Consider the following 26,741-nt stretch of genomic DNA (forward strand, 5'->3'; position numbering starts at 1 on the left):
GGTCGTCCACCCGAACCCAGACCTGGAGATCCGTTTCCCGTGGCTACCTTGCTCTACCGGATGGGCCGGACCGCCTTCCAGCGGCGCTGGCTCGTGACGCTGCTGTGGGCGGTGATCCTCGGTGCCGTCGGAGTCGGCGCCGCCAAGGCTCCCGCCGCCTCCGACGACGGCACCTCCTTCATGCCCGGCATCGAGGCGCAGAAGGCGTTCGACCTGATCGGAGAGCGGTTTCCGGGCTCGGACGCCGACGGTGCCGACGCGCGGATCGTGTTCGTCGCGCCCGACGGTCAGCGGGTGACCGCGGCCGGCCACCGCGCCGCCGTCGACGCACTGGTGACCGAGGCGGCCGAAGAGCCGCAGGTCGCGAGTGCCGTGAACCCGTTCGAGGCGGGCGCGGTGAGCAAGGACGGCTCGACCGCCTACGCCACGGTGAGCTACAAGGTGAAGGCCGACGACCTCACCGACGCCGACAGGACGGCCCTGGAAGCGGCCGTCGACAAGGCCCGCGCCTCCGGCCTCACGGTCGAGGCCGCAGGCACCGCACTCGCCACCCAGCCCGCGGCGGGCGGCTCCTCGGAGGCCATCGGCATCGTCCTCGCCGCCGTCGTGCTGCTGATCACCTTCGGCTCCCTGGCGGCCGCCGGTCTGCCGCTGCTCACCGCCGTCATCGGCGTCGGGATCAGCATGGCGTCCATCATGGCCCTCGGCAGCGCCTTCGGCCTGTCCCTGACCACCGGGACGCTCGCCACGATGCTGGGCCTCGCGGTCGGCATCGACTACGCCCTCTTCGTGGTCTCCCGCTACCGGGAGGAACGCGCGGGCGGCCACGCCCCGCGCGAGGCGACCGCACTCGCCGTCGGCACGGCCGGGTCCGCCGTGGTCTTCGCCGGTCTCACCGTCGTCATCGCGCTGGCCGGCCTGTCCGTGGTCGGCGTTCCGATGCTGACCAAGATGGGCCTGTGTGCCGCGGGCGCCGTGGTCGTCGCCGTCCTGATCGCCCTCACCCTGGTCCCCGCCCTGCTCGGCATGTGGCCGGAAGCCGTCCTCTCCCGGGCCGCGCGCAAGGCCGGCCGCGCGGCCCGGCCTGCCGACAACGGCGGTTCGCGGTGGGCGCGCTTCGTGCTGCGCCGTCCGGTGGCCGTGCTGGTGGCGTGTGTCGCGGGCCTCGGCGTGCTGGCGCTGCCCGCCGCGCACCTGGAGCTGGGCATGCCGGGAGACGAGTCCAAGCCGGTCTCGTCGACGCAACGGCGCGCCTACGACGCGCTCGCGGACGGCTTCGGCGCGGGCTTCAACGGGCCGTTGACGATCGTCGCGGACGTCAGGGGCGCGGCCGGGCCGAAGGCGGCCGCCCAGTCGATCGCCCAGGAGATCGGCGCGACCCGCGGAGTCGTGTCCGTGTCCGCCCCGCGGTTCAACGAGGCCGGTGACACCGCACTGTTCTCTGCGGTCCCGACCGCCGGCCCGAACACCGAGGACACCAAGAAGCTGGTCAGGGCCATCCGCGCGGAACGGGCCGGTCTGGAGCGGGAGACGGGGGCGACCTTCGAGGTCACCGGCAGCACCGCGATGAACATCGACGTGGCGCAGGCCCTTCAGGACGCGCTCGTCCCCTACCTGGCCGTCATCGTCGTCCTGGCCCTGCTCCTGCTGCTGGTGGTCTTCCGGTCCGTGCTGGTGCCGGTCAAGGCCGCCTTCGGGTTCCTGCTGTCGGTGCTGGCCGCCCTCGGCGCGGTCGTGGCGGTCTTCCAGTGGGGCTGGGGCGCGGAGCTGCTGGGGGTGGAGCAGACCGGTCCGATCATGAGCCTGATGCCGATCTTCCTGGTGGGCATCGTCTTCGGCCTGGCGATGGACTACGAGGTCTTCCTGGTGGCCCGGATGCGGGAGGCGTACGTCCACGGGGACCGGGCTCCCCAGGCGGTCGTCACCGGTTTCCGGCACAGTGCGCGGGTGGTCGTCGCGGCGGCGGTGATCATGATCGCGGTCTTCTCCGGCTTCGTCGGTGCCGCCGAGTCGATGATCAAGACCATCGGTTTCGGGCTGGCCGTCGCCGTGCTGTTCGACGCCTTCGTCGTCCGCATGGCGCTCGTGCCCGCGGTGCTGTCCCTGCTCGGCGACCGGGCGTGGTGGCTGCCCGGGTGGCTCGACCGGCTGCTGCCGCGGGTCGACGTCGAGGGCGTCGGGCTCACCGTGCCGCCGGTTCCGACCGCCGGACGGGTGGAGGGCGAGCCCACGCGGCAGGAACCGGCCCGCACCTGAGGTCCGGCCCCGGGTCGGTTCCCGGTGAGCCCCTCCCCCACCCGCCCTGGGCCACGGCGCCGGACAGCCCGGCGCCGTGGCCGACGGTGTGTGAGTATGTCTGCCTTTGAACGTCTCGGAGCGTGATGAGCACCAGTTGGCAGCGCCGGGCAGCGACCCGCCCGAAGTCCGTCGAGGCGACGACGCTGGTCGTGTTGTCCGTCTTCACCGTCTCGGGTGTCGCCGTCACCCGGGCGGTGCTGCCCGAGGCGCCGGACCTGTGGCCCGGCGTCGCCCTGTCCGTCGTCGCCTGCGCCGCGCTGTACCGGCGTCTGGACCGCCCCCTTGCGATCCTCGCCGTCACCCTGCTGTGCACCATGGGCCAGGGTGCCCTCGGCTACCTGCTGACACCACTGGTGATGGGGCCGCTCCTGTGGGCGCAGTACACGGCGAGCGTGCGGACCCCTCGCCGCGCCGCCCGGAACGGCGCGCTGACGGCCGCCGCCGGCATCGCCGTCACCGGTCTGTTCGTCCCCTCGTTCCACGACTCGCCGATACTCTCCATCGTCAACCCGGCGGCCTGGGTCCTGATGTCCGCGGCGTTCGGCGCCTACGTCCGGGTGCGTCGGGAGTACGCGGCGGCCCGCGCCGAGCACGCCGACCGTCAGCGGGAGGAGGAGGCACGGCACCGGGTGATCCAGGAACGGATGCGCATCGCGCGGGAGCTGCACGACGTGGTCGCCCACCATCTGACCCTGGCCGACGCCCAGGCGGGCACCGCGGCCCACCTCGCACGGGCCGACCCCGGCAAGGCCCTCGAGATCATCGGCAGGCTTCCGGAGACGACGGCCGCGGCGCTGCGCGAGCTCAAGACGACCGTGGGACTCCTGCGCGAGGACACCGAGCCCGGACACGACCTGACGCCCGCACCGGGACTCGGGCAGCTGCCCGACCTGGTCGACGCCTGCTCGGCGGCGGGCCTGGAGGTGAGTGTCACCGTCGAGGGCCCGTCGCGCCCGCTGACCCCCGTCCTGGACCTGACGGCGTACCGGATCGTCCAGGAAGCGCTGACCAACGTCAGCAAGCACGCGGCGACCCGCACCGCGCGGGTCCGGGTCGCCCACACCCCGCACCACCTGACCCTGACCGTCACCAACGACACCGTCCCCGGCCGCCCCGCACCCGTGCCCGGTCCGGGGCGTGGCTTCGGTCTGCTCGGCATGCGCGAGCGCACCGCGGCGGCCGGCGGCACCTTCCACGCCGGTCACCGCCCGCGGGGCGGCTTCGAGGTCGTCTGCACCCTTCCGCTCGACCGTCCCGACGAAAGTCCCGCCTCATGACCATTCGTGTCCTGCTCGCCGACGATCAGGCCCTGTTGCGGGCCACCTTCCGCATCCTCATCGAGTCTGTCGCGGACATGATCGTGGTCGCGGAGGCCGCCGACGGGCAGGAAGCCGTCGACCTCACCGAGACGCACCGGCCCGATGTGGTGGTCATGGACATCCGGATGCCGAACGTCGACGGAGTGGCGGCCACCGCCGCGATCTGCGCCCGGCCGGAGCTGTCGGGGACCCGGATCCTCGTCCTCACCACCTTCGAGGACGACCGGAACGTCGCGAAGGCGCTGCGCGCCGGCGCCGGCGGCTTCCTCGGCAAGGGCGTCAGCCCCGAGGTCCTGCTGTCGGGCATCCGCACCGTGGCGGCCGGCGACTCCCTGCTCTCCCCGCTCGCCACCCGGGCCCTCATCACCCGGTTCCTGGCGGGACCGGACACCGACGACGTCCCCGCGCTCCCCGACCTCCTCAAGACCCTGACCGACCGCGAGCGCGAGGTGATGGCGCTGGCCGCGTACGGCAGGTCCAACGCGGAGATCGCCGCCGAGCTCTTCCTGAGCCCGCTGACGGTACGCAGCCACATCCAGCGCGCCATGACCAAGCTCGACGCCCGCGACCGCGCCCAGCTCGTCGTCGTCGCGTACCGCAGCGGGCTGGTGAAACCGCCTCCGGCCGAGCACGGCTGACCGCGGCGCTCCGGGAGAGCGCGCCAGGTCGTGGGCGAGGTGCGCGGCCAGGGTTGGGCCCGGCCCTACGATCACCTCGGTCGTGCTCCCTGGTGGGCCGCGGGTCCGGGTGCCAGAGTCGGGGCCATGGCCATCGACGTCGCCGCCCTCCGGGCGCACTTCCCCTCCCTCACGCAGGGTCTCGCCTTCTTCGACGGACCGGGCGGGACACAGACACCCACCCCCGTCGCCGAGGCCGTCACCAGGACGATGACCGGTCCGCTGTCCAACCGGGGACTGGTCAGCGCGTCCGAGCGCAACGCCGAACAGGCCGTCGCCGGCTTCCGGGCCGCCTACGCCGACCTGCTGGGCGTGCCGGAGACAGCCGTCGTCCACGGGCGCAGCGCCACGCAGCTCACGTACGACTTCTCCCGGACGCTGGCCAAGGAGTGGCGGCCCGGGGACGAGATCGTCCTCAGCCGGCTCGACCACGACGCCAATGTGCGCCCCTGGATCCAGGCCGCGGAGCGTGCCGGGGTCGCCGTGCGCTGGATCGAGATCGACGGCGCGAGCACGGAACTCGACCTCGGCTCCTACGAGCGGGCGCTTTCGCCCCGGACCCGGCTGGTCGCGGTGACGGCGGCCTCGAACGTGCTGGGCACCAGGCCGCCGGTGCGCCGGATCGCGGACCGGGCGCACGAGGTGGGCGCCCTGCTGTTCGTGGACGGGGTGCACTACGCCGCGCATCACCTGGTGGACGTTCCCGCGCTGGGCGCCGACCTGTTCGTCTGCTCGCCGTACAAGTTCCTCGGTCCGCACTGCGGGGTGCTCGCCGGTTCGCCCGGCGTCCTGGAGGCGCTCGTACCGGACAAGCTGCTGCCGTCGCCGGACACCGTGCCGGAACGCTTCGAGTTCGGGACGCTGCCCTACGAGATCCTGGCGGGTGCCACCGCGGCCGTGGACTTCCTGGCCGCGCTCGACCCGGGCGGGCCGGGGCGGCCAGGGGTGGCCGGGGACGCGCCGGGGACGGCGGGGTCGCGCAGGGAGCGGCTGGCGCGGTCGCTGCGGTCCCTGCACGACCACGAGAACGTGGTGCGCGCCCGGGTGGAGGAGGGGCTGCGCGCGCTGGGCGACGCCGTCACCGTCCACTCCAGGGCGCGGGACCGTACCCCGACCGTTCTGATGAGTTTCGAGGGCCGGGACGCACGCGAGGCACAGGCGCATCTCGCCACCCGGGGTGTCGTGGCCCCGGCGGGGTCGTTCTACGCGTACGAGGCCTTCACCGCGCTCAAGCTCGACGATCCCGCGCTGCGGGTGGGACTCGCGCCCTACAACGACAGCGAGGACGTCGACAGGCTCCTCGACGGGCTCGCCTCGTTCCTCTGACGTGTGCCGTTTCCCAGACTTGCACCGTTCGTTTTCTTGAATGGTTCGTGTTTATGAAGTAGGTTCGACGCCATGACAGCACCCCGTACACCGACCACCGCCGAAGAGCTGCGCGGTGTCGGCCTGCGGGTGACGGCCGCCCGTGTGGCCCTGCTCGAGACCGTCCGGGACGGCGACCATCTGGGTGTCGAGGCGATCGCCACGGGGGTGCGCGGCCGCGTGGGCCACATCTCCCTCCAGGCCGTCTACGAGGCCCTGCACGCGCTGACCGGCGCGGGACTCGTGCGCCGCATCGAGCCCCCGGGCAGCCCCGCCCGGTTCGAGGGACGCGTGGGGGACAACCACCACCACCTCGTCTGCCGGTCCTGCGGCGCGGTCGTCGACGTCGACTGCGCCGTCGGCCACGCCCCCTGTCTGACCGCCTCGGACGACCGCGGCTTCGCCATAGACGAGGCCGAGGTCATCTACTGGGGCCTGTGCCCCGACTGTTCCACCGCCCCCAGCACCTGAGCGCCCGCGGGACCCGACCCCTGCGGTACCTGAGCATGTGATCCGACCAGCCCAGAAGGATTCCCCCATGACCGAGAACCATGATGCGATCGTGACCGACTCGAAGGCGGCGGAGGCAGGTGGCTGCCCGGTCGCGCACGGCGGTCGCGCCGCGCACCCCACCCAGGGCGGCGGCAATCGCCAGTGGTGGCCGGAGCGCCTCAACCTGAAGATCCTCGCCAAGGACCCGGTCGTGGCGAACCCGCTCGGCGCGGAGTTCGACTACGCCGCGGCGTTCGAGGCCCTCGACCTGGCGGCCGTGAAACAGGACATCGCCGAGGTGCTGACCACCTCGCAGGACTGGTGGCCCGCCGACTTCGGCAACTACGGCCCGCTGATGGTCCGGATGGCCTGGCACAGCGCCGGCACCTACCGCATCAGTGACGGCCGCGGCGGCGGTGGCCGCGGGCAGCAGCGCTTCGCGCCGCTGAACAGCTGGCCGGACAACGCCAACCTCGACAAGGCCCGCCGTCTGCTGTGGCCGGTAAAGAAGAAGTACGGCCAGTCCATCTCCTGGGCCGACCTCCTGATCCTCACGGGCAACGTCGCGCTGGAGACGATGGGCTTCGAGACCTTCGGCTTCGCCGGCGGCCGCGCGGACGTCTGGGAGGCCGACGAGGACGTGTACTGGGGCCCGGAGACCACCTGGCTCGACGACCAGCGCTACACCGGCGACCGCGAGCTGGAGAACCCGCTCGGCGCGGTCCAGATGGGCCTCATCTACGTCAACCCCGAGGGCCCCAACGGCAACCCGGACCCGCTGGCCGCGGCCCGCGACATCCGCGAGACGTTCCGCCGCATGGCGATGAACGACGAGGAGACCGTCGCCCTGATCGCCGGTGGTCACACCTTCGGCAAGACCCACGGCGCCGGTCCGGCGGACAGCGTCGGCGACGACCCCGAGGCCGCCTCCCTCGCGCAGCAGGGCCTGGGCTGGAAGTCCTCCTACGGCACCGGCAAGGGCGGCGACGCCATCACCAGCGGTCTGGAGGTCACCTGGACCTCCAAGCCCACCCAGTGGAGCAACGACTTCTTCGACATCCTCTTCGGCTACGAGTGGGAGCTGTCGGAGTCCCCGGCCGGCGCCAAGCAGTGGGTGGCCAAGGACGCCGAGGCGATCATCCCCGACGCGCACGACCCGTCGAAGAAGAAGCTCCCGACGATGCTCACGACCGACCTGTCGCTGCGCTTCGACCCGATCTACGGTGAGATCTCGCGCCGCTTCCACGAGAACCCGGCCGAGTTCGCGGACGCCTTCGCCCGCGCCTGGTACAAGCTGACCCACCGCGACCTGGGCCCGAAGTCCCTGTACCTCGGCCCGGAGGTCCCGGCGGAGACCCTGCTGTGGCAGGACCCGCTGCCGCAGGCCGAGGGCGAGGTCATCGGCGCCGAGGACATCGCGGCCCTCAAGGCCAAGGTCCTCGACTCGGGGCTGAGCGTCTCGCAGCTGGTGTCCACCGCGTGGGCGTCGGCCTCCACCCACCGGGGCAGCGACAAGCGCGGCGGTGCCAACGGCGCCCGGATCCGCCTCGAGCCGCAGCGCGGCTGGGAGGTCAACAACCCGGACGAGCTGGCCCAGGTGCTGCGCGTCCTGGAGGGCGTCCAGCAGGAGTTCAACTCCGGCGCGAAGAAGGTCTCCCTGGCCGACCTGATCGTCCTCGGTGGTGCCGCCGCCGTGGAGAAGGCCGCCAGGGACGCCGGTCACGCCGTGGAGGTCCCCTTCACCCCGGGCCGCGTGGACGCCTCGCAGGAGCAGACGGACGTCGAGTCGTTCGCCGCGCTCGAGCCGGCCGCCGACGGGTTCCGCAACTACCTCGGCAAGGGCAACCGCCTGCCTGCCGAGTTCCTGCTGCTCGACAAGGCGAACCTGCTGACCCTGAGCGCCCCCGAGCTGACCGTCCTGGTCGGCGGCCTGCGCGTGCTGGGCGCCAACCACGGCCAGTCCTCGCACGGCGTCTTCACCGACACGCCGGGCAAGCTGACCAACGACTTCTTCGTCAACCTGCTCGACCTGGGTACGACGTGGTCGTCGACGTCCTCGGACCAGACCACCTTCGAGGGCCGCGACGCCGCCACGGGCGAGGTCAAGTGGACCGGCACCCGCGCCGACCTCGTCTTCGGCTCGAACTCCGAGCTGCGCGCGCTCGCCGAGGTCTACGCGAGCGACGACGCGAAGGCGAAGTTCGTGAACGACTTCGTCGCCGCGTGGGTCAAGGTCTCGAACCTCGACCGCTTCGACCTGATCTGATCCCGGCCTCTCCGGAGCATCGGAGAGGACCGGAAACAACAGAACAGCGGGAAACAACAGAACAGCAACACAACGGCCCGAACACGGCCGGCACATCCAGGGCGTCCGGCCCGGTCCACAGCGACCGGGCCGGGCGCCCTGGCGCGTCGCGCCGCCGACCGGCCGTGCGGTGACGGCTGTTGCCGCGACGGGTCACCGGTGCCGGTGAGGCTGTCGAAACCATTGACGAGGACATGAAGGCCCCCTATCTTCTGGCCGAAGTTACGAACCATGTTCGAAATACCGGACAGGCAGTTTCACGGACAAGGGACGGTCCTGTATGCCTCGGAAGTACCGCCGCAGACCCCTGCTCGTCTGCGTCCTGGCCCTCCTCGTCGCCCTGGTGGCGGCGACCCAGCCGGTGGCCGCGGCCGACGGCCGCCCGTACACCAACCCGCTGAAGTCCGCCAAGGGCGCCGACCCCTGGCTCGAGTTCTACGACGGCAACTACTACCTGATCACCACGACGTTCACGGGCGTCCTCGGCATGCGCAAGGCGCCGACCCTGGCGGGCCTCGCCAACGCGCCCACCGTGCAGGTGTGGTCGGACACCACCTCGACCCGCAACACCAACATCTGGGCACCGGAGATCCACCGGTTCAACGGCCACTGGTACCTCTACTACTCGGCCGGTCAGGGCGGCACCGCCTGCTGCGACTCCCAGCGCACCCACGTCCTGGAGAGCGCCGGCACCGACCCGCTGGGCCCCTACACCTACAAGGGCTCCCTCACCGGCTCCAACCTCACGCCGGGCGGCTGGCTGATCGACGCGAGCGTGCTTCAGGCGAACGGAAACCTGTATCTCGTCGGAAGCGGTTTCGTGAACGGCAGCGCACAGAGCCTGGTCATCGCGCCGATGAGCAACCCGTACACGCTGTCCAGCAACACGTTCACGGTGATTTCCAGCCCCACCCTGGACTGGGAACGGGTGGGCGCGCCCGTCAACGAGGGCCCGGAACCGCTGTACCACAACGGCCGCACCTTCCTCAGTTACTCCGCCAGCTACTGCCAGACCGCCGACTACAAGCTCGGCCGGCTGGAGTTGACGGGCAGTGACCCGCTGAACCCGGCGTCCTGGACCAAGAACCAGACACCCGTCTTCCAGCGCAACGACACAGCCGGCGTCTACAGCCCGGGCCACAACGGTTTCTTCACCTCACCCGACGGCACCGAGAACTGGATCGTCTACCACGCCAACTCCTCCGCGAGCGGCGGCTGCGGAAACGGCCGGACGACCCGCGCCCAGAAGTTCACCTGGAACGCCGACGGCACCCCGGACTTCGGCGCCCCCGTCGCCCTGGGCACGACGCTCCCCGGCCCGTCCGGCGAGACGGCGGCGACCCCCACCTCGTACACCCTCGTCAACCGCAACAGCGGCAAGTGCCTCGATGTCGAAGGCGGTTCCACGGCCAACGGCACGAACGTCCTCCAGTGGACCTGCACCGGCGGCACGAACCAGAAGTGGCGGATCGAGGACCAGGGTGACGACACCAGCCGGCTGGTGAACGTGGCCACCGGGGGCGTGCTGGACACCGCCGACTGCTCCGCCGCCGACGGCGCCGACCTGCGCCAGTGGTCATGGCTGAACAACAGGTGCCAGCGTTTCCGTCCCGTCTTCACCGCGACCGGCGACTACGTCCGGCTGGTGAACGAGAACAGCGGCAAGGTCGCCGACGTCGCCGACTGCGGGACCGCGAACGGCGCCGACGTACGGCAGTGGACCTGGCTGAACAACACCTGCCAGCAGTGGCGCCTCGTGCCCACCACCTGAACCCGGCACCTCCTCCCCCATCCCCTCCCTCTCCCTCCCTCCCCACTCCCTCCGTCAGGAGAACTCCCTTGAGACGCAACGCCGTTCGGCTGATCCTGGCCGGCCTCGTCGCCCTCGCGGCCGTCCTCACCGGTGTGGGCGCCCCCGCCCAGGCCGCCGTGCCCGACTCCCCCGCGGTGACGTACACCAACCCGATCGCGGAGCAGCGCGCCGATCCGCACATCTTCAAGCACACCGACGGCTACTACTACTTCACCGCCACGGTCCCCGCGTACGACCGCATCGTGCTGCGCCGGGCGACGACCATCCAGGGCCTGTCGACGGCCCAGGAGGTCACCATCTGGACCAAGCACAGCAGCGGGGTCATGGGCGCCCACATCTGGGCGCCGGAGATCCACTTCATCGACGGCAAGTGGTACGTGTACTTCGCGGCCGGGTCCACCACCGACGTCTGGGCGATCCGGATGTACGTTCTCGAAGGCACCGGCGCCAACCCGCTCACCGCGACCTGGGCCGAGAAGGGCCAGATCAAGACCACGTGGGAGAGCTTCTCCCTGGACTCCACCACGTTCGTGGTGAACGGCGTCCGCTATCTCGCCTGGGCACAGCGCAATCCGTCCGAGGACAACAACACCAGTCTGTTCATCGCGAAAATGACCAACCCCTGGACGATCTCGGGGACCGCGGCGGAGATCTCGCAGCCGACACTCTCCTGGGAGACGGTCGGCTACAAGGTCAACGAGGGGCCCGCGCTGATCCAGCACGGCGGCAAGGTCTTCATGACCTACTCGGCGAGCGCGACCGACGCCAACTACTGCCTGGGCATGCTGACCGCCTCCGCGACGGCCGACCTGACCGACCCCGCGTCCTGGACCAAGGGGACGCAGCCCGTCTTCACCTCGAACGCCTCGACCTCGCAGTACGGGCCGGGCCACAACTCGTTCACGGTCTCCGAGGACGGCAAGTCCGACATCCTCGTCTACCACGACCGCAGCTACAAGGACATCACCGGCGACCCGCTGAACGACCCCAACCGCCGTACCCGCGTGCAGAAGGTGTACTGGAAGGCGGACGGTACCCCCGACTTCGGCATCCCGGTGGCCGACGGGGTCACCCCGCAGCGCTTCTCCTCGTACAACTACGCGGACCGGTTCATCCGGCACTGGGAGTACCGCGCGCGCATCGAGGCAGGGGTCAGCCCGCTCGCCGACTCGCAGTTCCGGGTGGTCACCGGTCTCGCGGGCACCGGCACGGTCTCCCTGGAGTCGGCCAACTTCCCGGGCTACTACCTGCGGCACAAGAACTTCGAGGTGTGGCTGGAGAAGAGCGACGGCACGTCGGCGTTCGCGTCCGACGCGAGCTTCTACCGGCGGGCCGGTCTCGCCGACTCCGCGGGGGTCTCGTACGAGTCGTACAACTACGCCGGACGCTACGTCCGTCACTACAACTACGTGCTCTACGTGCAGACGCCGAGCACGGCCACGGACAAGGGAGACGCGACGTTCTACGCCCAGTGAGGCCCTGTCCGGCCTGAGGAGCGCATGACGACCGAGACTATACATAGGGTGTATACGCTCTATGTATAGTCTCGACATGCCTTCTCTGACCAGGAAGATGAAGAAAACGGGGGCCAGGTTGCGGGCCGTTGCCATCTCGGCGGCGGCCTGCTGCCTGGCGGTCACGCTGACCGGCTGCGGCGGCGCCGACATCACACACCCGAGCGCCGCCCGCGGCCGCCCCGCGGCCACCACCCAGGCCGCCCGCTTCGGCACCGTCGACTGCCGTGAGGCGAAGTGCATCGCCCTCACCTTCGACGCCGGCCCGAGCGAGAACTCGGCCCGGCTGCTCGACATCCTGAAGGAGAAACAGGTCCCGGCGACCTTCTTCCTGCTGGGCGAGCGGCACATCGAGAAGTACCCGGAACTCGTCACCCGCATGGCCGCCGAGGGACACGAGGTGGCCAGCCACACCTGGGACCACAGGATCCTCACCAGGATCACCCCGGAGGAGATACGCGAGGAACTCCAGCGCCCCAACGACGAGATAGAGCGCCTCACCGGCCGGCGCCCCACCCTCATGCGCCCGCCGCAGGGCCGCACCGACGAGAGCGTGCACGAGATCTGCCGCGAACTGGGCCTCGCCGAGGTGCTGTGGACGGTGACCGCCAAGGACTACACGACGACCGACTCCGCACTGATCCAACGCCGGGTGCTCGCCCAGGCCGACCGGGACGGCATCATCCTGCTGCACGACATCTACGACGGGACCGTGCCGGCCGTACCGGGGATCATCGACGCGCTGAAAGAGCGCGGATACGTTTTCGTGACGGTTCCCCAACTGCTGGCGCCGGGGACGGCGGTGCCCGGGCACGTCTACCGCTGACCCGGCCGGCACAGGCGAAGGTGAGTCCGAACCTGTGAGCCGGAGGGTAATCCTCCGTCGGACGGCTCCGACTCCCTACGATCAACGCGTGGTCTTCTTCCAGCTCGAACGCACGGTACCGCTTTCCCCGGACGACGCCTGGCGTCGCCTGACGCAGTGGTCCCGGCACGGCGACGTGGTACCGCTGACCCACGTCGCCGTGCTCACCCCCGCGCCGACCCATGAGGGCACGGTCTTCGTGGCGCGTTCGGGTCTCGGCCCGTTCGCCTTCGCCGACCGGATGGAGGTGACCGTGTGGCAGCCGCCGTCCGAGGACGAGCCGGGCCGGTGCCGGCTGGAGAAGCGCGGCCGGGTCGTCCTGGGCTGGGCCGAGATCGAGGTACGGCCGGGCCCCGGCGGGCGGGCCCGGGTGCTCTGGCGGGAGGAGTTGCGCGTGCGCTTTCTCCCGTCCCTCTTCGACCCCCTCGTGCGGAGCACCGCCCGCTCGGTGTTCGGGCGCGCGGTCAACCGGCTGCTCCGCGGCCGGTGACGGTGCGAGAGTCGCGAGCTCCGTGCCAGGCTGGGGGCGTGACGGCGACCGACGACGTCGAGGAACTCGCGGTGGACGCCCTGCGCTGGCTGCGGGGCACCGCCCGTGACACCGGGAGCGGCGGGCTCGGCTGGCCCGTCAGGCCCTCGGACGACACGATCGATCCGCAGCTCTACAACGGCACCGCCGGAGTCGTACCCGTACTCCTGGAAGCCTGGCGGCACTTCGGCGACGACTCCTGGGCCGACACCGCCCTGCGCGCCGCCCGCAGCCTCGCCGACGCCGTCGACGAACACCCGGACCACTCCCTGTACTTCGGGCTGACCGGTATCGCCCTCGCGCTGCGGACCGTCCACCGCGAACTCGCCGACGACACCGCAGGCGCCGCCGCCGACCGGGCCCTGGAGCGGGTGCGGTCGCACTTCGACGGAGTGCGCTGGGGCGTGCTGTTCGAGCTGATGGGCGGCAACGCGGGCATCGGCCTCGGCGCACTGGCGGCCGGCGACGCCGACCTCGCCGTGCGAGCGCTGGAGCCGTACCTGGAAACCGCCGAGCCCACCCAAGCAGGCGGGGTCACCTGGGAGTTCAAGCTCGGCGCACCGGCCCGGCTGCACCATGTCTCGCACGGCACGCTCGGGATCGCGTACGCCCTGGCCGCCGTCGGAACCGCCGCCGGCCGTACGGACCTGGTGGAGCTCGGGCGGGCCGGCGTCGCGGACGTCGTCGCCCGGGACGAGGACGGTCCGGACGGCTTCCTCGTGCCGCACTCCGACCCGCACCACCGGCCCGACGTGGTCGAGCGGTACAGCTACGGCTGGTGTCACGGACCGGCCGGCGACGCCCAGGTCTTCCGGCTGCTGCGGGACGTGCTCGCCGAGCCCGCGTGGACAGAGCTCGCCGACCGCTGCTGGCACACCGTGACCCGGTCCGGGCTGCCGCGCCGGCTGCGGCCCGGGTTCTGGGACAACAACGGCCGCTGCTGCGGGACGGCCGGGGTGCTGGCGCTGGCCTCGGACCGGATCGCCGAGCAGGGCGACTCCCCCGGCTTCGCCCGGACGCTCGTGGCGGACCTCGTCTCCCGCGCGACCCGGGACGCGGACGGCGCGCGCTGGTCCAACCTCGCGCACCGGCCCACCCCGGACCGCCTCGAACCGCAGACCGGCTGGGCGATGGGCAACGCGGGCATCGCGCGCGAACTGCTGCGCCACGTCCGGCTGAGCCGGGGCGGCGACCCGCGCTACGCGTTCACCTGGCCGGACCAGCCGGCCGTGCGCGGTGCGGCGGCTCAGGCCACCGAGCCGATCCGGCCCGTCGGCACCGAACTCGCGTCGTGATGGATGGGCGTGTGCGCGCCGGTGAGTGAGACCCCGCTGCCGCCGCGCCGGTCGGCCACGATCTCGGCGGCGATCGACAGCGCCGTCTCCTCGGGCGTACGGGCCCCCAGGTCGAGGCCGATGGGGGAGCGCAGACGGGCCAACTCCAGCTCGGTCACGCCCACTTCACGCAGCCGGGCGTTGCGGTCGAGGTGGGTGCGGCGGGAGCCCATCGCGCCGACGTAGGCGACCGGGAGCCGCAACGCCAGCCGGAGCAGGGGAACGTCGAACTTGGCGTCGTGGGTGAGGACGCACAGCACGGTCCGCGCGTCCACCTCCGTGCGCTCCAGGTACCGGTGCGGCCACTCGACGACGATCTCGTCGGCCTCCGGGAAACGGGCCTCGGTCGCGAAGACGGGACGCGCGTCGCACACCGTCACGCGGTAGTTCAGGAACTTGCCGACCCGCACCAGGGCCGACGCGAAGTCGATCGCGCCGAACACGATCATCCGGGGCGGCGGGACGGACGACTCGACCAGGACCGTGAGCGGCGCCCCGCAGCGGGAGCCCTGCTCGCCGATCTCCAGGGTGCCGGTGCGACCGGCGTCGAGGAAGGCGCCGGCCTCGGCCGCGACCGTACGGTCCAGCTCCGGATGGGCGCCGAAGCCGCCTTCGTAGAAACCGCTGTCGTACGAGGTGTTGTTGCGGAAACCGCTGTCGTAAGAACCGCTGCCCTCGAAACCGCTGTCGTAAGAACCGCTGCCCTCGAAACCGCTGTCGTGAGAAGCGCTCATGCGGGAACCGCTTTCGTCGGTCTCCCGGCGGCCGACGACCAGCGCGCGGCCGACGAGGTCCGCCGGGCCGGTCACGATCCGCGCCAGCGCCGTGGCCCCGCCGGAGGCGGCGGCCGCCAGGCCGGCCGCGATCACCGGCCGGACCCGGTCACCGACCCGCACCGGGGTGACGAGGATGTCGATGATCCCGCCGCAGGTGAGGCCGACGGCGAAGGCGTCGTCGTCGCCGTAACCGAAGCGTTCGAGGACGGATTCCCCGTCCTCCAGCGCTTGCCGGCACAGCTCGTACACCGCGCCCTCCACACAGCCACCGGAGACCGAGCCGATCGCCGTTCCGTCGGCGTCCACCGCCAGGGCGGCGCCCGGCCGGCGGGGCGCGCTGCCGCCGACGGCCACCACGGTGGCCACGGCGAAGTCACGGCCCTGCTCGACCCACCGGTTCAGCTCCTCGGCGATGTCCAGCATCTCTCGGTCTCCTTGACTGCGGTTGCGTGGAGGGCGGTGGTGCGAGGTGCGGTGGTGCGGGGGCGGGTGCCCGTCGGGCCGGGGTGCTAGTGCACGCCCAGCCAGCTCTCGATCGGGTTGAGGGCGAAGTAGACGAGGAAGATCGCCGTCAGGACCCACATGAAGGCGCCGATCTCCCGCGCCCTGCCCTGCGCGGCCTTGATGGCGACGTAGGAGATGACGCCCGCGGCGACACCGGTGGTGATGGTGTACGTGAACGGCATCAGGACGACGGTCAGGAACACCGGGACCGCGGTCGCCCGGTCGGCCCAGTCGACGTGGCGGGCGTTCATCAGCATCATCGCGCCGATGACGACCAGGGCTGCGGAGGCGACCTCCTGCGGGACGATCGCGGTGAGCGGGGTGAAGAACAGACAGGCCGCGAAGAAGGCGCCGGTGACGACCGAGGCGAGACCCGTACGGGCTCCCTCGCCCACGCCGGTCGCCGACTCGATGAACACGGTCTGGCCGGAGCCGCCCGCCACCCCGCCGATCGCTCCGCCAGCGCCGTCGATGAACAGCGCCTTGGACAGGCCCGGCATCCGGCCCTTGTCGTCGGCGAGCCCGGCCTCGGTGCCGACGCCGATGATGGTGGCCATCGCGTCGAAGAACCCGGCGAGGACGAGCGTGAAGACGATCATGCCGACGGTCATCGCGCCGACCTCGCCCCAGCCGCCGAACTCCACGTCACCGAAGAGCGAGAAGTCGGGCATCGAGACCGCGCTGCCGTGCAGTTCGGGAGGGCCGGCCGCCCACTGCTTGGGGTCGACGACGCCGGTGGCGTTGAGGACCGCGGCGACGACCGTGCCGCCGACGATGCCGATCAGGATGGCGCCGGGGATGTTCCGGGCCTGGAGCATGAAGATCAGCAGCAGCGTGCCGGCGAACAACAGGACGGGCCAGCCGGCCAGTTCGCCCGCCGGGCCGAGGGTGACCGGGGTCGCCCGGCCCTGGTGCACGAAGCCGGACTTGTAGAAACCGATGAGCGCGATGAACAGACCGATGCCCATGGTGATGCCGTGCTTGAGCGCGAGCGGGATCGCGTTCATGATCATCTCGCGCAGGCCGGTGACGACCAGCAGCATGATGACGACGCCGTACAGCACGCACATGCCCATCGCCTGCGGCCAGGTCATCTCCGGGGCGACCTGGGAGGACAGGACGCCCGAGACCGAGAGCCCGGCGGCGAGCGCGAGCGGCACCTTGCCGAAGAAGCCCATCAGCAGCGTGCTGAAAGCCGCTGCGAAAGCGGTTGCGGTGATCAGCGCCTGCGGGGCGAGGGTGTCCCCGGCCGCGTCCTTGCCGGACAGGATCAGGGGGTTGAGCAGGAGGATGTACGCCATCGCCATGAAGGTGGTGACGCCGCCGCGCACTTCGCGGCCGAGGGTGGACCCCCGCTTGGATATGTGGAAGTACCGGTCGAGCCAGGACCGTCCGGCCGGGACGCGGGTGCCTTCGCCCGCGTCTTCGGCTGTGGTCCTCGGCTCCAGTGACTGCTGGGTCATGGGCCATCTCCCAAGGTTCAAAGGGACACCCGCGTGTGCCTTCGGCTGGTCGCGGGATTTGGGAATGGACGACCCGGGGGACGGCCCGAGACGAACAAGGGGAGGGTGGTCCGGGGGTGCGGCACCCCCGGACGACACCTGATCGGACCCCGTGGGGTCATGTTCCGGTGAGGTGCTCCGGACGTACCGGCGTGCGGTTGAGCTCCAGCCCGGTCGCGTTCCGGATGGCCGCGAGGACCGCCGGGGTGGACGACAGGGTGGGTGCCTCGCCGACACCACGGAGCCCGTAGGGGGCGTGGTCGTCGGCGAGTTCGAGCACGTCGACCGGGATGGTCGGCGTGTCGAGAATCGTGGGGATCAGATAGTCCGTGAACGACGGGTTCCTGACCTTCGCCGTCCTGGGGTCGACGATGATCTCCTCCATGACCGCCACGCCCAGTCCCTGGGTCGTGCCGCCCTGGATCTGGCCGATCACGGACAGCGGGTTGAGCGCCTTGCCGACGTCCTGGACACAGGCCAGCTCGATGACCTTCACCAGACCGAGCTCGGTGTCGACCTCGACGACGGCGCGGTGCGCGGCGAAGGAGTACTGGACGTGTCCGTTGCCCTGCCCGGTGCGCAGGTCGAACGGCTCGGTGGGCCGGTGCCGCCACTCCGCCTCGACCTCGACGCATCTGTCCTCCAGCACGTCGACCAGGTCGGCGAGGACCTCACCGCCGTCGGTGACGACCTTGCCGCCCTCCAGGAGCAGCTCGGCGGTGGCCCAGGCGGGGTGGTAGGAGCCGAACCTGCGACGGCCGATCTCCAGGACCTTCTCCCGGACGAGCTCGCAGGAGTTCTTGACGGCGCCGCCGGTGACGTACGTCTGCCGGGAGGCCGAGGTCGAGCCGGCGCTGCCCACCTGGGTGTCCGCGGGCCGGATGGTCACCTGTGAGACACCCAGCTCGGTGCGGGCGATCTGCGCGTGGACGGTGACACCGCCCTGGCCGACCTCCGCCATGGCCGTGTGGACGGTCGCGACGGGCTCGCCGGCGATGACCTCCATGCGGACCTTGGCGGTCGAGTAGTCGTCGAACCCCTCGGAGAAGCCGACGTTCTTGATGCCGACCGCGTAACCGATTCCGCGTACGACACCTTCGCCGTGCGTGGTGTTGGACAGACCGCCGGGCAGCTGCCGTACGTCCGCGCCCTCGCTGCTCTCCCACTGGCGCTCCGGGGGCAGCGGCATCGCCTTGACCCGGCGCAGGATCTCGGCGACCGGCGCCGGGGAGTCGACGGGCTGCCCGGTCGGCAGGAGGGTTCCCTGCTCCATCGCGTTGAGCCGGCGGAACTCCACCGGATCCATGCCGAGTTCGGCCGCGACCTTGTCCATCTGCGCCTCGTAGGCGAAGCACGCCTGAACCGCGCCGAAGCCGCGCATCGCGCCGCAGGGCGGGTTGTTGGTGTAGAGGGCGACGGCCTCGATGTCGACGTCGTCGACGACGTACGGACCGATGCCGAGCGAGGAGGCGTTTCCCACGACGGCCGGACTGGCCGAGGCGTACGCGCCGCCGTCGAGGACGATCCGGCACTTGACGTGGGTGAGCTTGCCGTCGCGGGTCGCGCCGTGCTCGTAGAAGAGCTTCGCCGGGTGGCGGTGGACGTGGCCGAAGAAGGACTCGAAACGGTTGTAAACGATTTTGACGGGTTTTCCGGTGCGCAGGGCCAGCAGACAGGCGTGGATCTGCATCGACAGGTCCTCGCGGCCGCCGAACGCGCCGCCGACACCGGACAGCGTCATCCGCACCTTGCTCTCGGGCAGGCCGAGGACGGGCGCGATCTGGCGCAGGTCGGAGTGCAGCCACTGGGTGGCGATGTAGAGGTGGACGCCACCGTCCTCCTCGGGCACGGCGAGGCCGGACTCGGGGCCGAGGAAGGCCTGGTCCTGCATGCCGAAGGTGTACTCGCCCTTGACGACGACATCGGCGCGCGCGGCGGCCGCGGCGGCGTCGCCCCGGACGATCGGCTGGCGGTGGACGATGTTCGGGTGCGGGACGTGGCCGATGTGGTGGTCGTCTCGGCCCTCGTGGATCAGGATCGCGTCCGGCGCGGTCGCGGAGGCCTCGTCGGTGACGACGGGCAGTTCGCGGTACTCGACCTTGATCTTCGCGGCGGCGCGGCGGGCGGTCTCGGGGTGGTCCGCGGCGACGATCGCGACCGGCTCGCCGTGGTGGCGGACCTTGCCGTGGGCCAGCACCGGGGTGTCCTGGATCTCCAGGCCGTAGTTCTTCACGTCCGTCGGCAGGTCGTCGTACGTCATCACGGCGTAGACACCGGGCAGGGCGAGGGCCTCGGACGTGTCGATGGAGACGATCTCCGCGTGGGCGACCGTGGAGCGCAGGATCTGGCCCCAGAGCATGTCCTCGTGCCACATGTCGGACGAGTACGCGAACTCGCCGGTGACCTTGAGGGTGCCGTCGGGGCGGAGCGTGGACTCGCCGATGCCGCCCTTGGTCCGGGAGGCCTGGGTGACCTTGGTGGGAGTGCCGAGGGGGGCGCCGTTGGTGGGCATCGTCAGACCGCCTCTCCCTGACGGGCGGCCGCCAGGCGGACCGCGTCCATGATCTTCTCGTATCCGGTGCACCGGCAGAGGTTGCCGGAGAGCGCCTCGCGGATGTCCGCGTCGCTCGGGTTCGGGTTGCGTTCCAGCATCTCGTCGGCGGCGACCAGCAGCCCCGGAGTGCAGAAACCGCACTGGACGGCGCCGGCGTCGATGAACGCCTGCTGGATCGGGGCGAGTTCGGTTCCCTCGCCGGTGTGGGAGTCGGCGCCCTGGGTGGGCCGGCCGTCGGCCCCGTCGAGGGAGGAGGAGGTGCTCGCCGTGCCGCAGGAACCGGTTCCACAACCGCTGTGCTCGGCGCGCTGCTTGGCGTAGTCCGCGAGGCCCTCGACGGTGACGATGTCGCGGCCCTCGGCCTGCCCGGCGGCGACCAGGCAGGAACAGACCGGGAGGCCGTCCAGGCGCACCGTGCACGAGCCGCACTCGCCCTGTTCGCAGGCGTTCTTCGAACCCGGCAGTCCGAGCCGTTCACGCAGCACGTAGAGCAGGCTCTCGCCCTCCCACACGTCGTCGGCTTCCTGCGGACGTCCGTTGACAGTGAAGTTGACGCGCATCACGCGGCTCCCTTTGCGGTGCGGCGGGGGCCGCGGTACGACTCCCACGTCCAGGTCAGCGTGCGGCGGGCCATGACGCCCACCGCGTGCCGTCGGTAACTCGCCGTCCCCCGGACGTCGTCGATGGGGTTGCAGGCGGCGGCGCACAGGTCCGCGAACTGCTTGGCGACCGACGGGGCGATGATCTTTCCGTTGTCCCAGAAACCGCCTTCTTCGAGTGCCGCGTTGAGGAAGTCCTCCGCGGTCTTCGCCCGGACGGGGGTGGGCGCGGCCGAGCCGATGCCGGTACGGACGGTCCGGGACTGCGGGTGCAGCGCGAGACCGAAGGCGCAGACGGCGATGACCATGGCGTTGCGGGTACCCACTTTGGAGTACTGCTGCGGGCCGTCGGCCTTCTTGATGTGGACGGCGCGGATCAGCTCGTCGGGGGCGAGCGCGTTGCGCTTCACGCCGGTGTAGAAGGCGTCGATCGGGATCCGGCGGGTACCGCGCACGGACTCCGCCTCGACCTCGGCGCCGGCCGCCAGCAGGGCGGGGTGGGCGTCGCCGGCCGGGGAGGCGGTGCCGAGGTTGCCGCCGACGCCGCCACGGTTGCGGATCTGCGGGGAGGCCACGGTGTGCGAGGCGAGGGCGAGGCCCGGCAGTTCCGCGCGCAGATTCTCCATGATCCGGGTGTAGGGGACGGAGGCGCCGAGCCGCACGCTCTCCTCGCCGACCTCCCATTCGTAGAGGTCACCCACACGGTTGAGGTCGAGCAGGTACTCGGGCCTCCGGTGGTCGAAGTTGATCTCGACCATCACGTCGGTGCCACCCGCAATCGGCACAGCGGTGGGGTGCTCGGCCTTGGCGGCGAGCGCGTCCTCCCAGCTGGCGGGGCGAAGGAAGTCCATGACCGGCTCTCTTCTTCGTCTCTTGAGTCTCGTGAGTCGTATCGAGCCAGAATCGGGTGCGGCGGGCCCGGCTCGTTCATGTGGTGTTCACGCGGAGTGAGGCCAGTACACAGCGCCTTGCTCCGACCGGGTCAGTCACGGAAACCATGAAGGAGTTGGCTGGTCGGCCCAGGCATCTTGTAGATTCGTATGAACGGAGGTCCTCAGTAACCTCCTCGTTTTCCTGTGGAAACGTAGGAAACGACCTGGCCACCGAAGAATGCGGTTCGTGACTGTCCGCCGCACGGGTCGGGCTCCCCGGGGCGGGGCCGACGGCGGGCCCTCTCCCACCACGTCCTTCAGGATTCATCGTAGTTTTCGAGACAAAGAACGGCGGCGACGAGATGCGGCTGCGCGCACTGCTGGACACCGATGCGCTGGGCCTCAGGCTCCTCGGCGGCGAGGACGAGCTGGACCGCACGGTACGGGGTGTCATGACCACCGACCTGCGCGACCCCAGCCGCTACCTCTCCGGGGGCGAGCTGGTGCTGACGGGTCTGGCGTGGCGCCGGGACGCGGCGGACTCCGAGCCGTTCGTGCGGATCCTGGTGCAGGCCGGGGTGGCCGCGCTCGCGGCCGGCGAGGCGGAGCTGGGGGCCGTTCCGGAGGACCTGGCCGCGGCCTGCGCCCGGCACCGTCTCCCGCTGTTCGCGGTGCACGAGTCGGTGGCCTTCGCGACGATCACCGAGCACGTCGTACGGCAGGTGTCCGGCGAGCGCGCCGGGGACCTCGCGGCCGTCGTGGACCGGCACCGCCGGATGATGACCTCGGGCCCGGCGGGCGGCGGCCCGGACGTGGTCCTGGATCTGCTCGGCTCCGACCTGGACCTGCGGGCCTGGGTCCTGTCCCCCACCGGACGGCTCATCGCCGGCCCCAAGATGGCGGGCCCGGCCCTGCCGCCCGAGGCGTGCGCGAAGCTGGCCGCGGAGCACCTGGCGGCCGTCCGCACCGGGCGGCGCGGACCGCACCGGGTGATCATCGGCCAGACGACGTACTCGCTGTTCCCGATCGGCAGCGGCGGCCGCGCCCCGCAGGCCGCACGGACCTCACAGGCCGCCCAGACACCGCGGGACGTGCGCGAGAGCGTCCTGTCGGACTGGCTGCTGGCCGTCGAGGCGGACGCCGGGGACTGGGCGGACGAGCGCCTCGACCTCCTCCAGGGCGTCACCCAGCTGATCGCCGTCGAGCGGGACCGCCGGGACGCCGCGCGCACGGTGCGCAGGCGTCTCGCACAGGAGGTGCTGGAGCTGGTCCAGACAGGCGCGGCCCCGGCGGAGATCGCGGCCCGCCTGCGGGTGGCCGCGCCGGTGCTGCTGCCGGGGCTGGGGGCCGCCCCGCACTGGCAGGTGGTCGTGGCCCGCGTCGAGTGGGACGAGGGCGGGCTGGAGGCCGGCCCTCTCGCCCAGTCGCTCCTGGAGGAGATCCTGGTCGACCCGCTCGCCACCGGACCCGAGCCCTCCGACCGCATCGCCGTGGCCCACACCGGCGACGAGGCCATCGCCCTGGTCCCGTTGCCTGCGGTGTCGAGCGAGCACGACGGCTCCGAGACCGGCCTCCTCGCCGACGCGCTGCTGGCGACCGTTCGGGAGCCGCTGTCGTCCGGACTCGACGGCGACGGGCGGCTCACGCTGGGCGTCAGCGCGGCCGTGCACTCGGCGGAGGGGCTGCGCGGGGCCCTGGAGGAGGCACGGCACGCCCGGCGGGTGGCCGCCGCCCGCCCCGGCCGGGTCTGCGCCGCGGGCCACCAGGAACTGGCCTCGCACGTGCTGCTGCTCCCGTTCGTCCCGGACGATGTGCGGAAAGCCTTTACCGCCCGTCTCCTGGACCCGCTGCGCGACTACGACCGGCGGCACCGCGCGGAGCTGATCCCGACGCTGGAGGCGTTCCTGGACTGCGACGGTTCGTGGACCCGGTGCGCGTCCCGTCTGCACCTGCACGTCAACACGCTGCGCTACCGGGTCGGACGGATCGAGCAGTTGACGAGCCGTGACCTCTCGCGGCTGGAGGACAAGCTGGATTTCTTCCTTGCGCTGCGGATGAGCTGATACCGAAGCGACACCGGTTACCACCCCTGGGTCACGACCTGTCGAAACCTTTGGGGCGCGGAGTCCCACGACTTTGTGAAATCCTTCACCCGCCCCCTTGGCCCGGTCCCGCGATTCGTGCTGAGATGCGGCCACCACTCAAAGCTCGACGGCGCGCTCGGGGAGGGCAACGTGGCGTACACCGCCATGTCTGGTACCGGAACGACTTCAGGTGACGATCCCCTCCAGACCGCGGTATGGCGGCTGCGCTCGCGCGCCTGCTGGGCCGACGCGGCGGCTCTGCTCCCGCCCGACAGTGCGGCGGGCTCGGTCCAGCGGGCCGCGCTGCTCGTGGAACGGTGCCTGTACACCGAGCAGGGCTGGCAGGACGCCGAGGACGCGCTGCGCACGGCGGAGGCGCTGGCCCACGACGACGAGGAGCGCGGCGCGGCCGCTTGTGAACGAGGGCAACTTGCCTACGCGGCCACGCTGCACGGCGTGCGCGACCGGGTGGACGAGGCGCGGGCCGCGCTCGGCCGGGCGGCGGCGCTGATCCCGCCGGACGCGCCCGGACGGGCGCTGCTGGACTTCCGCCGGGGTCTGCTCGCCGAGAACATCTCGCGCTCCCCGCAGGCCGCCAGGGCCGCGTACCGGCGCGCCCACACGGCCGCGGCGGCCCACTCCGACCTGCTGCTGCTGTCCTTCACCTGGCGCCACCTCGCCGGACTCGCCCTGCGCGACGGCGAGGTGGCGGAGGCCCGGCACGGCTTCGCCGAATCCCTGCGCATCCGGGAGGAGTTGGGCTACCTGGTGGGCACCGCCCCGGCGCTCGCCTCACTGGCGGACGCGGAGGTCGACCCGGAGGCCTCACGGCTGCGGGAGGAGGCGCGACGGCTGTTCCGGCTCCTGGGCGGCGTACCGACCTGGCTGGCACGGCAGTTGGCCCCACCGCCGACGCCCAGCCCGTCCGGAGTCTGAGGCCAAGGCCCCGACGGGGGCGGACGGGTGAAGGAGGCAGCGCGCTCAAGGCCCAAGGAAACGGGGCCTCTTGACGGGCCGAGCGGGCGGGCCCCCTTCACGACTTGAGGGGACGTGACGCTCGCCCGGTGCGAGGGGTCGTGGCCCTCTCGCGGCTCGAGAGGCCAGGCTCCTGGGGAACCCGAGCGGGCAAGGCTTCTGCGCAGCCGGCAGGCGAGGTCTCGCGCGCACTGCGGGCGGGCCACCGCTCGGGCGGGGGGACCCGGGCGTGGCGACACGCGGGCAGGGGGCGGCGCGCGGCGCAGCCGCTTTGTCGCTGATCGGGCGGTGCGGGCGGCAGGGTCGTGGCCCGGCAGCGGTCCGGCTCAGCCTCGTGTGCCGGTGAAGTGCCCGCGCACCAGCGCCTGCGCACGGTCCGGCTCGCCGGCCGTCAGCGCTTCCAGCAGTGCCATGTGTTCCGCCGCGTCGGCCATCAGATCCGCCCGCCCGCGCCGCACCGAACCGCCGGCCGGCGGCCACTGCGAGCGTCGGTGCAGATCCTCGGCGACACCGACCAGTTGCTCGTTGCCGGACAGGGCGAGCACCGCCCGGTGGAAGACCCGGTCGGCCTCCGCGTACGTGGCCGGGCAGCCGGAGGCCGCCGCGCGCACGCCGGCCTCGCCGACCGGCCGCAACTCCGCCCAGCGCTCGGCGGGCACCGTACGGGCGAGCCGCAGCATCACGGGAACCTCGATCAGCGCGCGCACCTCGGCCAGCTCGGCCAGCTCGCGCTTGCCCCGCACGATCACCCGGAAGCCCCGGTTGGGGACGACCTCGACGGCACCCTCCAGCGCGAGCTGCTGCATCGCCTCGCGGACCGGCGTCGCGGAGACCCCGAAGCGATCACCGAGGACCGGCGCCGAGTACACCTCGCCCGGCAGCAGTTCCCCGGCGACGAGCGCGGTGCGCAGGGCGTCGAGGATCTGGCCGCGCACCGAGGAGCGCTGCACCACCGGCCGGGGGCGCGGGACAGGGGTCTCGCTGTGCGTGTGCTCACCGCGCGCGGCGCCCGTCGGACCGCACCTCTCCCGGTCCGCGTCCTCGCCGTACCCGGCGGACCCCCTTGACTGCGCGGGCACCCGGGAACGGCCCTCGGCCCCCGGTACGGCCGGGGTTCCGGTACCGGTGGAGCCCTGCGCACCCTGCTCCACGGGGCCTCCTCCGGCCTTGTCGGTACTTGGGGTCATTACGGCGGGTTGTTACTCGTCCGTCAAGCACCTTAGGCGTACTGGCCGTCAGTTCAAATCCCGACGATACTGAGTAAGGTAAGGCTTACCTTTAGTTCCTTTCGAAACGGCGGTCCCGGCATGCCCACAGCCCCGTCGGCCACAGCGGAGGCCTACGCCCGCCTCGCGGCGGTCTTCCCCGGCTTGACCGTCACGGAGCTGGAGCACCGGGAACCGTTTCCACAAGGCGGCGGCTGGGTCACGGCGGCCGACCTCGCGGAGGGCGGAGCGGCACTGGAGGCCTTCCTCGCCTGGGACGACGCCCAGGTCGTCCGTGACTACGGACAGTCCGCCCGCCCGGACGTCGTGGCGAGCTTCGGGCTGCACCGGTACTCCTGGCCCGCCTGCCTGCTGATCACCGTCCCCTGGTTCCTGCACCGCCGGGTGCCCCGCCTCCCCGTGACGCACGTCTCGTACGACCGCACCGGCGACGGCATGCGGATGGCGGTCCGGCCGCCCACCTCCTTCGCCTGCCTGCCGGGCGATCCGGCGGCGCTGCTGCCCGGCGCCCGGGTGGTCCCGGACGAGGAGGCGCTGCGGGCGGAGGTGCGGGCCGCGATAGCCGAGCACCACGAGCCGGTGCTCGCCGGGTTCGGACCACCCGCGCGGCGCCGTGGCCGGGCCCTGTGGGGCATGGTGACCGACGAGATCGTCGAGAGCCTCTGGTACGTCGCCGAACTGCTCGGCGAGGGCGAGAAGGACCGGGCGCGACGGGAACTGGAGCTGCTCCTGCCGGGCGCCACCCGCCCCTACGTCGGCGCGGCCTCCTTCCGTGAGCTGACCGGACCGGACGGCGAGACCCTGCCCACCCGGGACCGGGCGAGCTGCTGCATGTTCTACACACTGCGCCCCGAGGACACCTGCGCCACCTGCCCGCGCACCTGCGACGCGGACCGCGTCACCAAGCTCACTGCGGTCGCCGCCAGTTGAGGAGGCCTCAGGCGCCCCCGCGGGCCGGGCGCCGCCGGCCGTCCCGTAAGATCACCCGGACGGGACTCCCCCCAGGGTTACAGGCAATTCACAATTTCCTCACTTGCCCCGGGAACTATCCGGGGAACCACCCGTACGGGTAGTCTTATTCGAACTCAACTCCCGCCCCTCAAGCGGCAGTTCGAGCAGAACGTCGCCCTGGGCATCC

Annotated in this window: 20 protein-coding genes; 14 read left to right on the plus strand and 6 right to left on the minus strand. The window is 71.6% G+C overall.

The window, feature by feature from the left end; all coding sequences use genetic code 11:
- Positions 1-39: 39 nt before the first annotated feature.
- The 11 genes from OHU34_RS09705 to OHU34_RS09755 all read left to right on the plus strand — a co-directional run bounded on the left by OHU34_RS09705 (position 40) and on the right by OHU34_RS09755 (position 14,472).
- The gene (locus OHU34_RS09705) at positions 40-2,256 is read left to right on the plus strand and encodes an MMPL family transporter (protein WP_230194301.1); all 2,217 of its coding nucleotides are present in this window, start codon (positions 40-42) and stop codon (positions 2,254-2,256) included.
- A gap of 125 nt (positions 2,257-2,381) precedes the next feature.
- The gene (locus tag OHU34_RS09710; protein ID WP_230194315.1) at positions 2,382-3,575 is read left to right on the plus strand and encodes a sensor histidine kinase; all 1,194 of its coding nucleotides are present in this window, start codon (positions 2,382-2,384) and stop codon (positions 3,573-3,575) included.
- On the plus strand, positions 3,572-4,255 hold the full coding sequence (locus OHU34_RS09715; RefSeq protein WP_142266778.1) for a response regulator transcription factor: 684 nt from the start codon (positions 3,572-3,574) through the stop codon (positions 4,253-4,255). Before OHU34_RS09710 ends, OHU34_RS09715 begins: the two co-directional genes overlap by 4 nt.
- A 126-nt stretch (positions 4,256-4,381) precedes the next feature.
- Positions 4,382-5,620: a cysteine desulfurase-like protein gene (locus OHU34_RS09720; RefSeq protein WP_142266777.1), complete on the plus strand. Its 1,239-nt coding sequence runs from the start codon at positions 4,382-4,384 to the stop codon at positions 5,618-5,620.
- Between the two features lie 72 nt (positions 5,621-5,692).
- On the plus strand, positions 5,693-6,130 hold the full coding sequence (locus OHU34_RS09725) for a Fur family transcriptional regulator (RefSeq protein WP_020125416.1): 438 nt from the start codon (positions 5,693-5,695) through the stop codon (positions 6,128-6,130).
- 67 nt (positions 6,131-6,197) lie between these two features.
- Positions 6,198-8,417 (plus strand): catalase/peroxidase HPI, encoded by a 2,220-nt coding sequence (gene katG, locus OHU34_RS09730; protein WP_142266776.1) that lies wholly within the window; start codon positions 6,198-6,200, stop codon positions 8,415-8,417.
- Between the two features lie 319 nt (positions 8,418-8,736).
- Positions 8,737-10,227: a family 43 glycosylhydrolase gene (locus OHU34_RS09735; RefSeq protein WP_405765863.1), complete on the plus strand. Its 1,491-nt coding sequence runs from the start codon at positions 8,737-8,739 to the stop codon at positions 10,225-10,227.
- 68 nt (positions 10,228-10,295) lie between these two features.
- A complete protein-coding gene (locus OHU34_RS09740) occupies positions 10,296-11,744 on the plus strand; it encodes a family 43 glycosylhydrolase (RefSeq protein WP_230194303.1) in 1,449 nt (482 codons plus the stop codon).
- A gap of 76 nt (positions 11,745-11,820) precedes the next feature.
- On the plus strand, positions 11,821-12,609 hold the full coding sequence (locus OHU34_RS09745) for a polysaccharide deacetylase family protein (protein WP_405765865.1): 789 nt from the start codon (positions 11,821-11,823) through the stop codon (positions 12,607-12,609).
- Positions 12,610-12,697: 88 nt separating this feature from the next.
- Positions 12,698-13,138 carry an SRPBCC family protein gene (locus tag OHU34_RS09750; RefSeq protein ID WP_405765867.1) on the plus strand — a complete coding sequence of 147 codons (441 nt, stop codon included), beginning with the start codon at positions 12,698-12,700 and terminating at the stop codon, positions 13,136-13,138.
- Positions 13,139-13,176: 38 nt separating this feature from the next.
- Positions 13,177-14,472, plus strand: a complete 1,296-nt coding sequence (locus OHU34_RS09755; RefSeq protein ID WP_230194305.1) for a lanthionine synthetase LanC family protein — start codon at positions 13,177-13,179, stop codon at positions 14,470-14,472.
- Here the strand turns inward: OHU34_RS09755 and OHU34_RS09760 are convergent.
- From OHU34_RS09760 to OHU34_RS09780, 5 genes are all read right to left on the minus strand, one after another.
- A complete protein-coding gene (locus OHU34_RS09760) occupies positions 14,424-15,710 on the minus strand; it encodes an XdhC family protein (protein ID WP_230194306.1) in 1,287 nt (428 codons plus the stop codon). The genes OHU34_RS09755 and OHU34_RS09760 overlap by 49 nt on opposite strands.
- 86 nt (positions 15,711-15,796) lie before the next feature.
- Positions 15,797-17,254: an NCS2 family permease gene (locus tag OHU34_RS09765; RefSeq protein WP_405765869.1), complete on the minus strand. Its 1,458-nt coding sequence runs from the start codon at positions 17,252-17,254 to the stop codon at positions 15,797-15,799.
- A gap of 157 nt (positions 17,255-17,411) precedes the next feature.
- The gene (locus OHU34_RS09770; RefSeq protein WP_142266770.1) at positions 17,412-19,805 is read right to left on the minus strand and encodes a xanthine dehydrogenase family protein molybdopterin-binding subunit; all 2,394 of its coding nucleotides are present in this window, start codon (positions 19,803-19,805) and stop codon (positions 17,412-17,414) included.
- A 2-nt stretch (positions 19,806-19,807) separates the two neighbouring features.
- Positions 19,808-20,407: a (2Fe-2S)-binding protein gene (locus OHU34_RS09775; protein ID WP_142266769.1), complete on the minus strand. Its 600-nt coding sequence runs from the start codon at positions 20,405-20,407 to the stop codon at positions 19,808-19,810.
- Complete coding sequence (locus OHU34_RS09780) at positions 20,407-21,297, minus strand: xanthine dehydrogenase family protein subunit M (RefSeq protein ID WP_020125405.1); 891 nt, start codon at positions 21,295-21,297, stop codon at positions 20,407-20,409. Before OHU34_RS09780 ends, OHU34_RS09775 begins: the two co-directional genes overlap by 1 nt.
- 383 nt (positions 21,298-21,680) lie before the next feature.
- Between OHU34_RS09780 and OHU34_RS09785 the strand changes: the two genes are divergently transcribed.
- A complete protein-coding gene (locus tag OHU34_RS09785) occupies positions 21,681-23,381 on the plus strand; it encodes a PucR family transcriptional regulator ligand-binding domain-containing protein (RefSeq protein ID WP_142266768.1) in 1,701 nt (566 codons plus the stop codon).
- Between the two features lie 171 nt (positions 23,382-23,552).
- A complete protein-coding gene (locus tag OHU34_RS09790; RefSeq protein ID WP_057605949.1) occupies positions 23,553-24,338 on the plus strand; it encodes a hypothetical protein in 786 nt (261 codons plus the stop codon).
- Between the two features lie 365 nt (positions 24,339-24,703).
- On the opposite strand, the gene OHU34_RS09795 is transcribed toward OHU34_RS09790, so the two are convergent.
- On the minus strand, positions 24,704-25,528 hold the full coding sequence (locus tag OHU34_RS09795; protein ID WP_405765872.1) for a GntR family transcriptional regulator: 825 nt from the start codon (positions 25,526-25,528) through the stop codon (positions 24,704-24,706).
- A gap of 156 nt (positions 25,529-25,684) precedes the next feature.
- Between OHU34_RS09795 and OHU34_RS09800 the strand changes: the two genes are divergently transcribed.
- Positions 25,685-26,533 carry a (2Fe-2S)-binding protein gene (locus OHU34_RS09800; RefSeq protein ID WP_142266766.1) on the plus strand — a complete coding sequence of 283 codons (849 nt, stop codon included), beginning with the start codon at positions 25,685-25,687 and terminating at the stop codon, positions 26,531-26,533.
- Positions 26,534-26,741 lie beyond the last annotated feature (208 nt).

This window comes from Streptomyces sp. NBC_00080 (genome assembly GCF_045041255.1).
GTDB lineage: Bacteria > Actinomycetota > Actinomycetes > Streptomycetales > Streptomycetaceae > Streptomyces > Streptomyces coriariae.

Excerpts from the sequence above, each read along its gene's own strand:
- OHU34_RS09780 (WP_020125405.1), bottom strand. The coding sequence starts at position 21,297 with ATGGACTTCCTTCGCCCCGCCAGCTGGGAGGACGCGCTCGCCGCCAAG.
- OHU34_RS09775 (WP_142266769.1), bottom strand. The coding sequence starts at position 20,407 with ATGCGCGTCAACTTCACTGTCAACGGACGTCCGCAGGAAGCCGACGAC.
- OHU34_RS09800 (WP_142266766.1), top strand. The coding sequence starts at position 25,685 with ATGCCCACAGCCCCGTCGGCCACAGCGGAGGCCTACGCCCGCCTCGCG.
- katG (WP_142266776.1), top strand. The coding sequence starts at position 6,198 with ATGACCGAGAACCATGATGCGATCGTGACCGACTCGAAGGCGGCGGAG.
- OHU34_RS09725 (WP_020125416.1), top strand. The coding sequence starts at position 5,693 with ATGACAGCACCCCGTACACCGACCACCGCCGAAGAGCTGCGCGGTGTC.
- OHU34_RS09765 (WP_405765869.1), bottom strand. The coding sequence starts at position 17,254 with ATGACCCAGCAGTCACTGGAGCCGAGGACCACAGCCGAAGACGCGGGC.
- OHU34_RS09785 (WP_142266768.1), top strand. The coding sequence starts at position 21,681 with ATGCGGCTGCGCGCACTGCTGGACACCGATGCGCTGGGCCTCAGGCTC.
- OHU34_RS09745 (WP_405765865.1), top strand. The coding sequence starts at position 11,821 with ATGCCTTCTCTGACCAGGAAGATGAAGAAAACGGGGGCCAGGTTGCGG.
- OHU34_RS09720 (WP_142266777.1), top strand. The coding sequence starts at position 4,382 with ATGGCCATCGACGTCGCCGCCCTCCGGGCGCACTTCCCCTCCCTCACG.
- OHU34_RS09710 (WP_230194315.1), top strand. The coding sequence starts at position 2,382 with ATGAGCACCAGTTGGCAGCGCCGGGCAGCGACCCGCCCGAAGTCCGTC.
- OHU34_RS09735 (WP_405765863.1), top strand. The coding sequence starts at position 8,737 with ATGCCTCGGAAGTACCGCCGCAGACCCCTGCTCGTCTGCGTCCTGGCC.
- OHU34_RS09760 (WP_230194306.1), bottom strand. The coding sequence starts at position 15,710 with ATGCTGGACATCGCCGAGGAGCTGAACCGGTGGGTCGAGCAGGGCCGT.
- OHU34_RS09770 (WP_142266770.1), bottom strand. The coding sequence starts at position 19,805 with ATGCCCACCAACGGCGCCCCCCTCGGCACTCCCACCAAGGTCACCCAG.
- OHU34_RS09715 (WP_142266778.1), top strand. The coding sequence starts at position 3,572 with ATGACCATTCGTGTCCTGCTCGCCGACGATCAGGCCCTGTTGCGGGCC.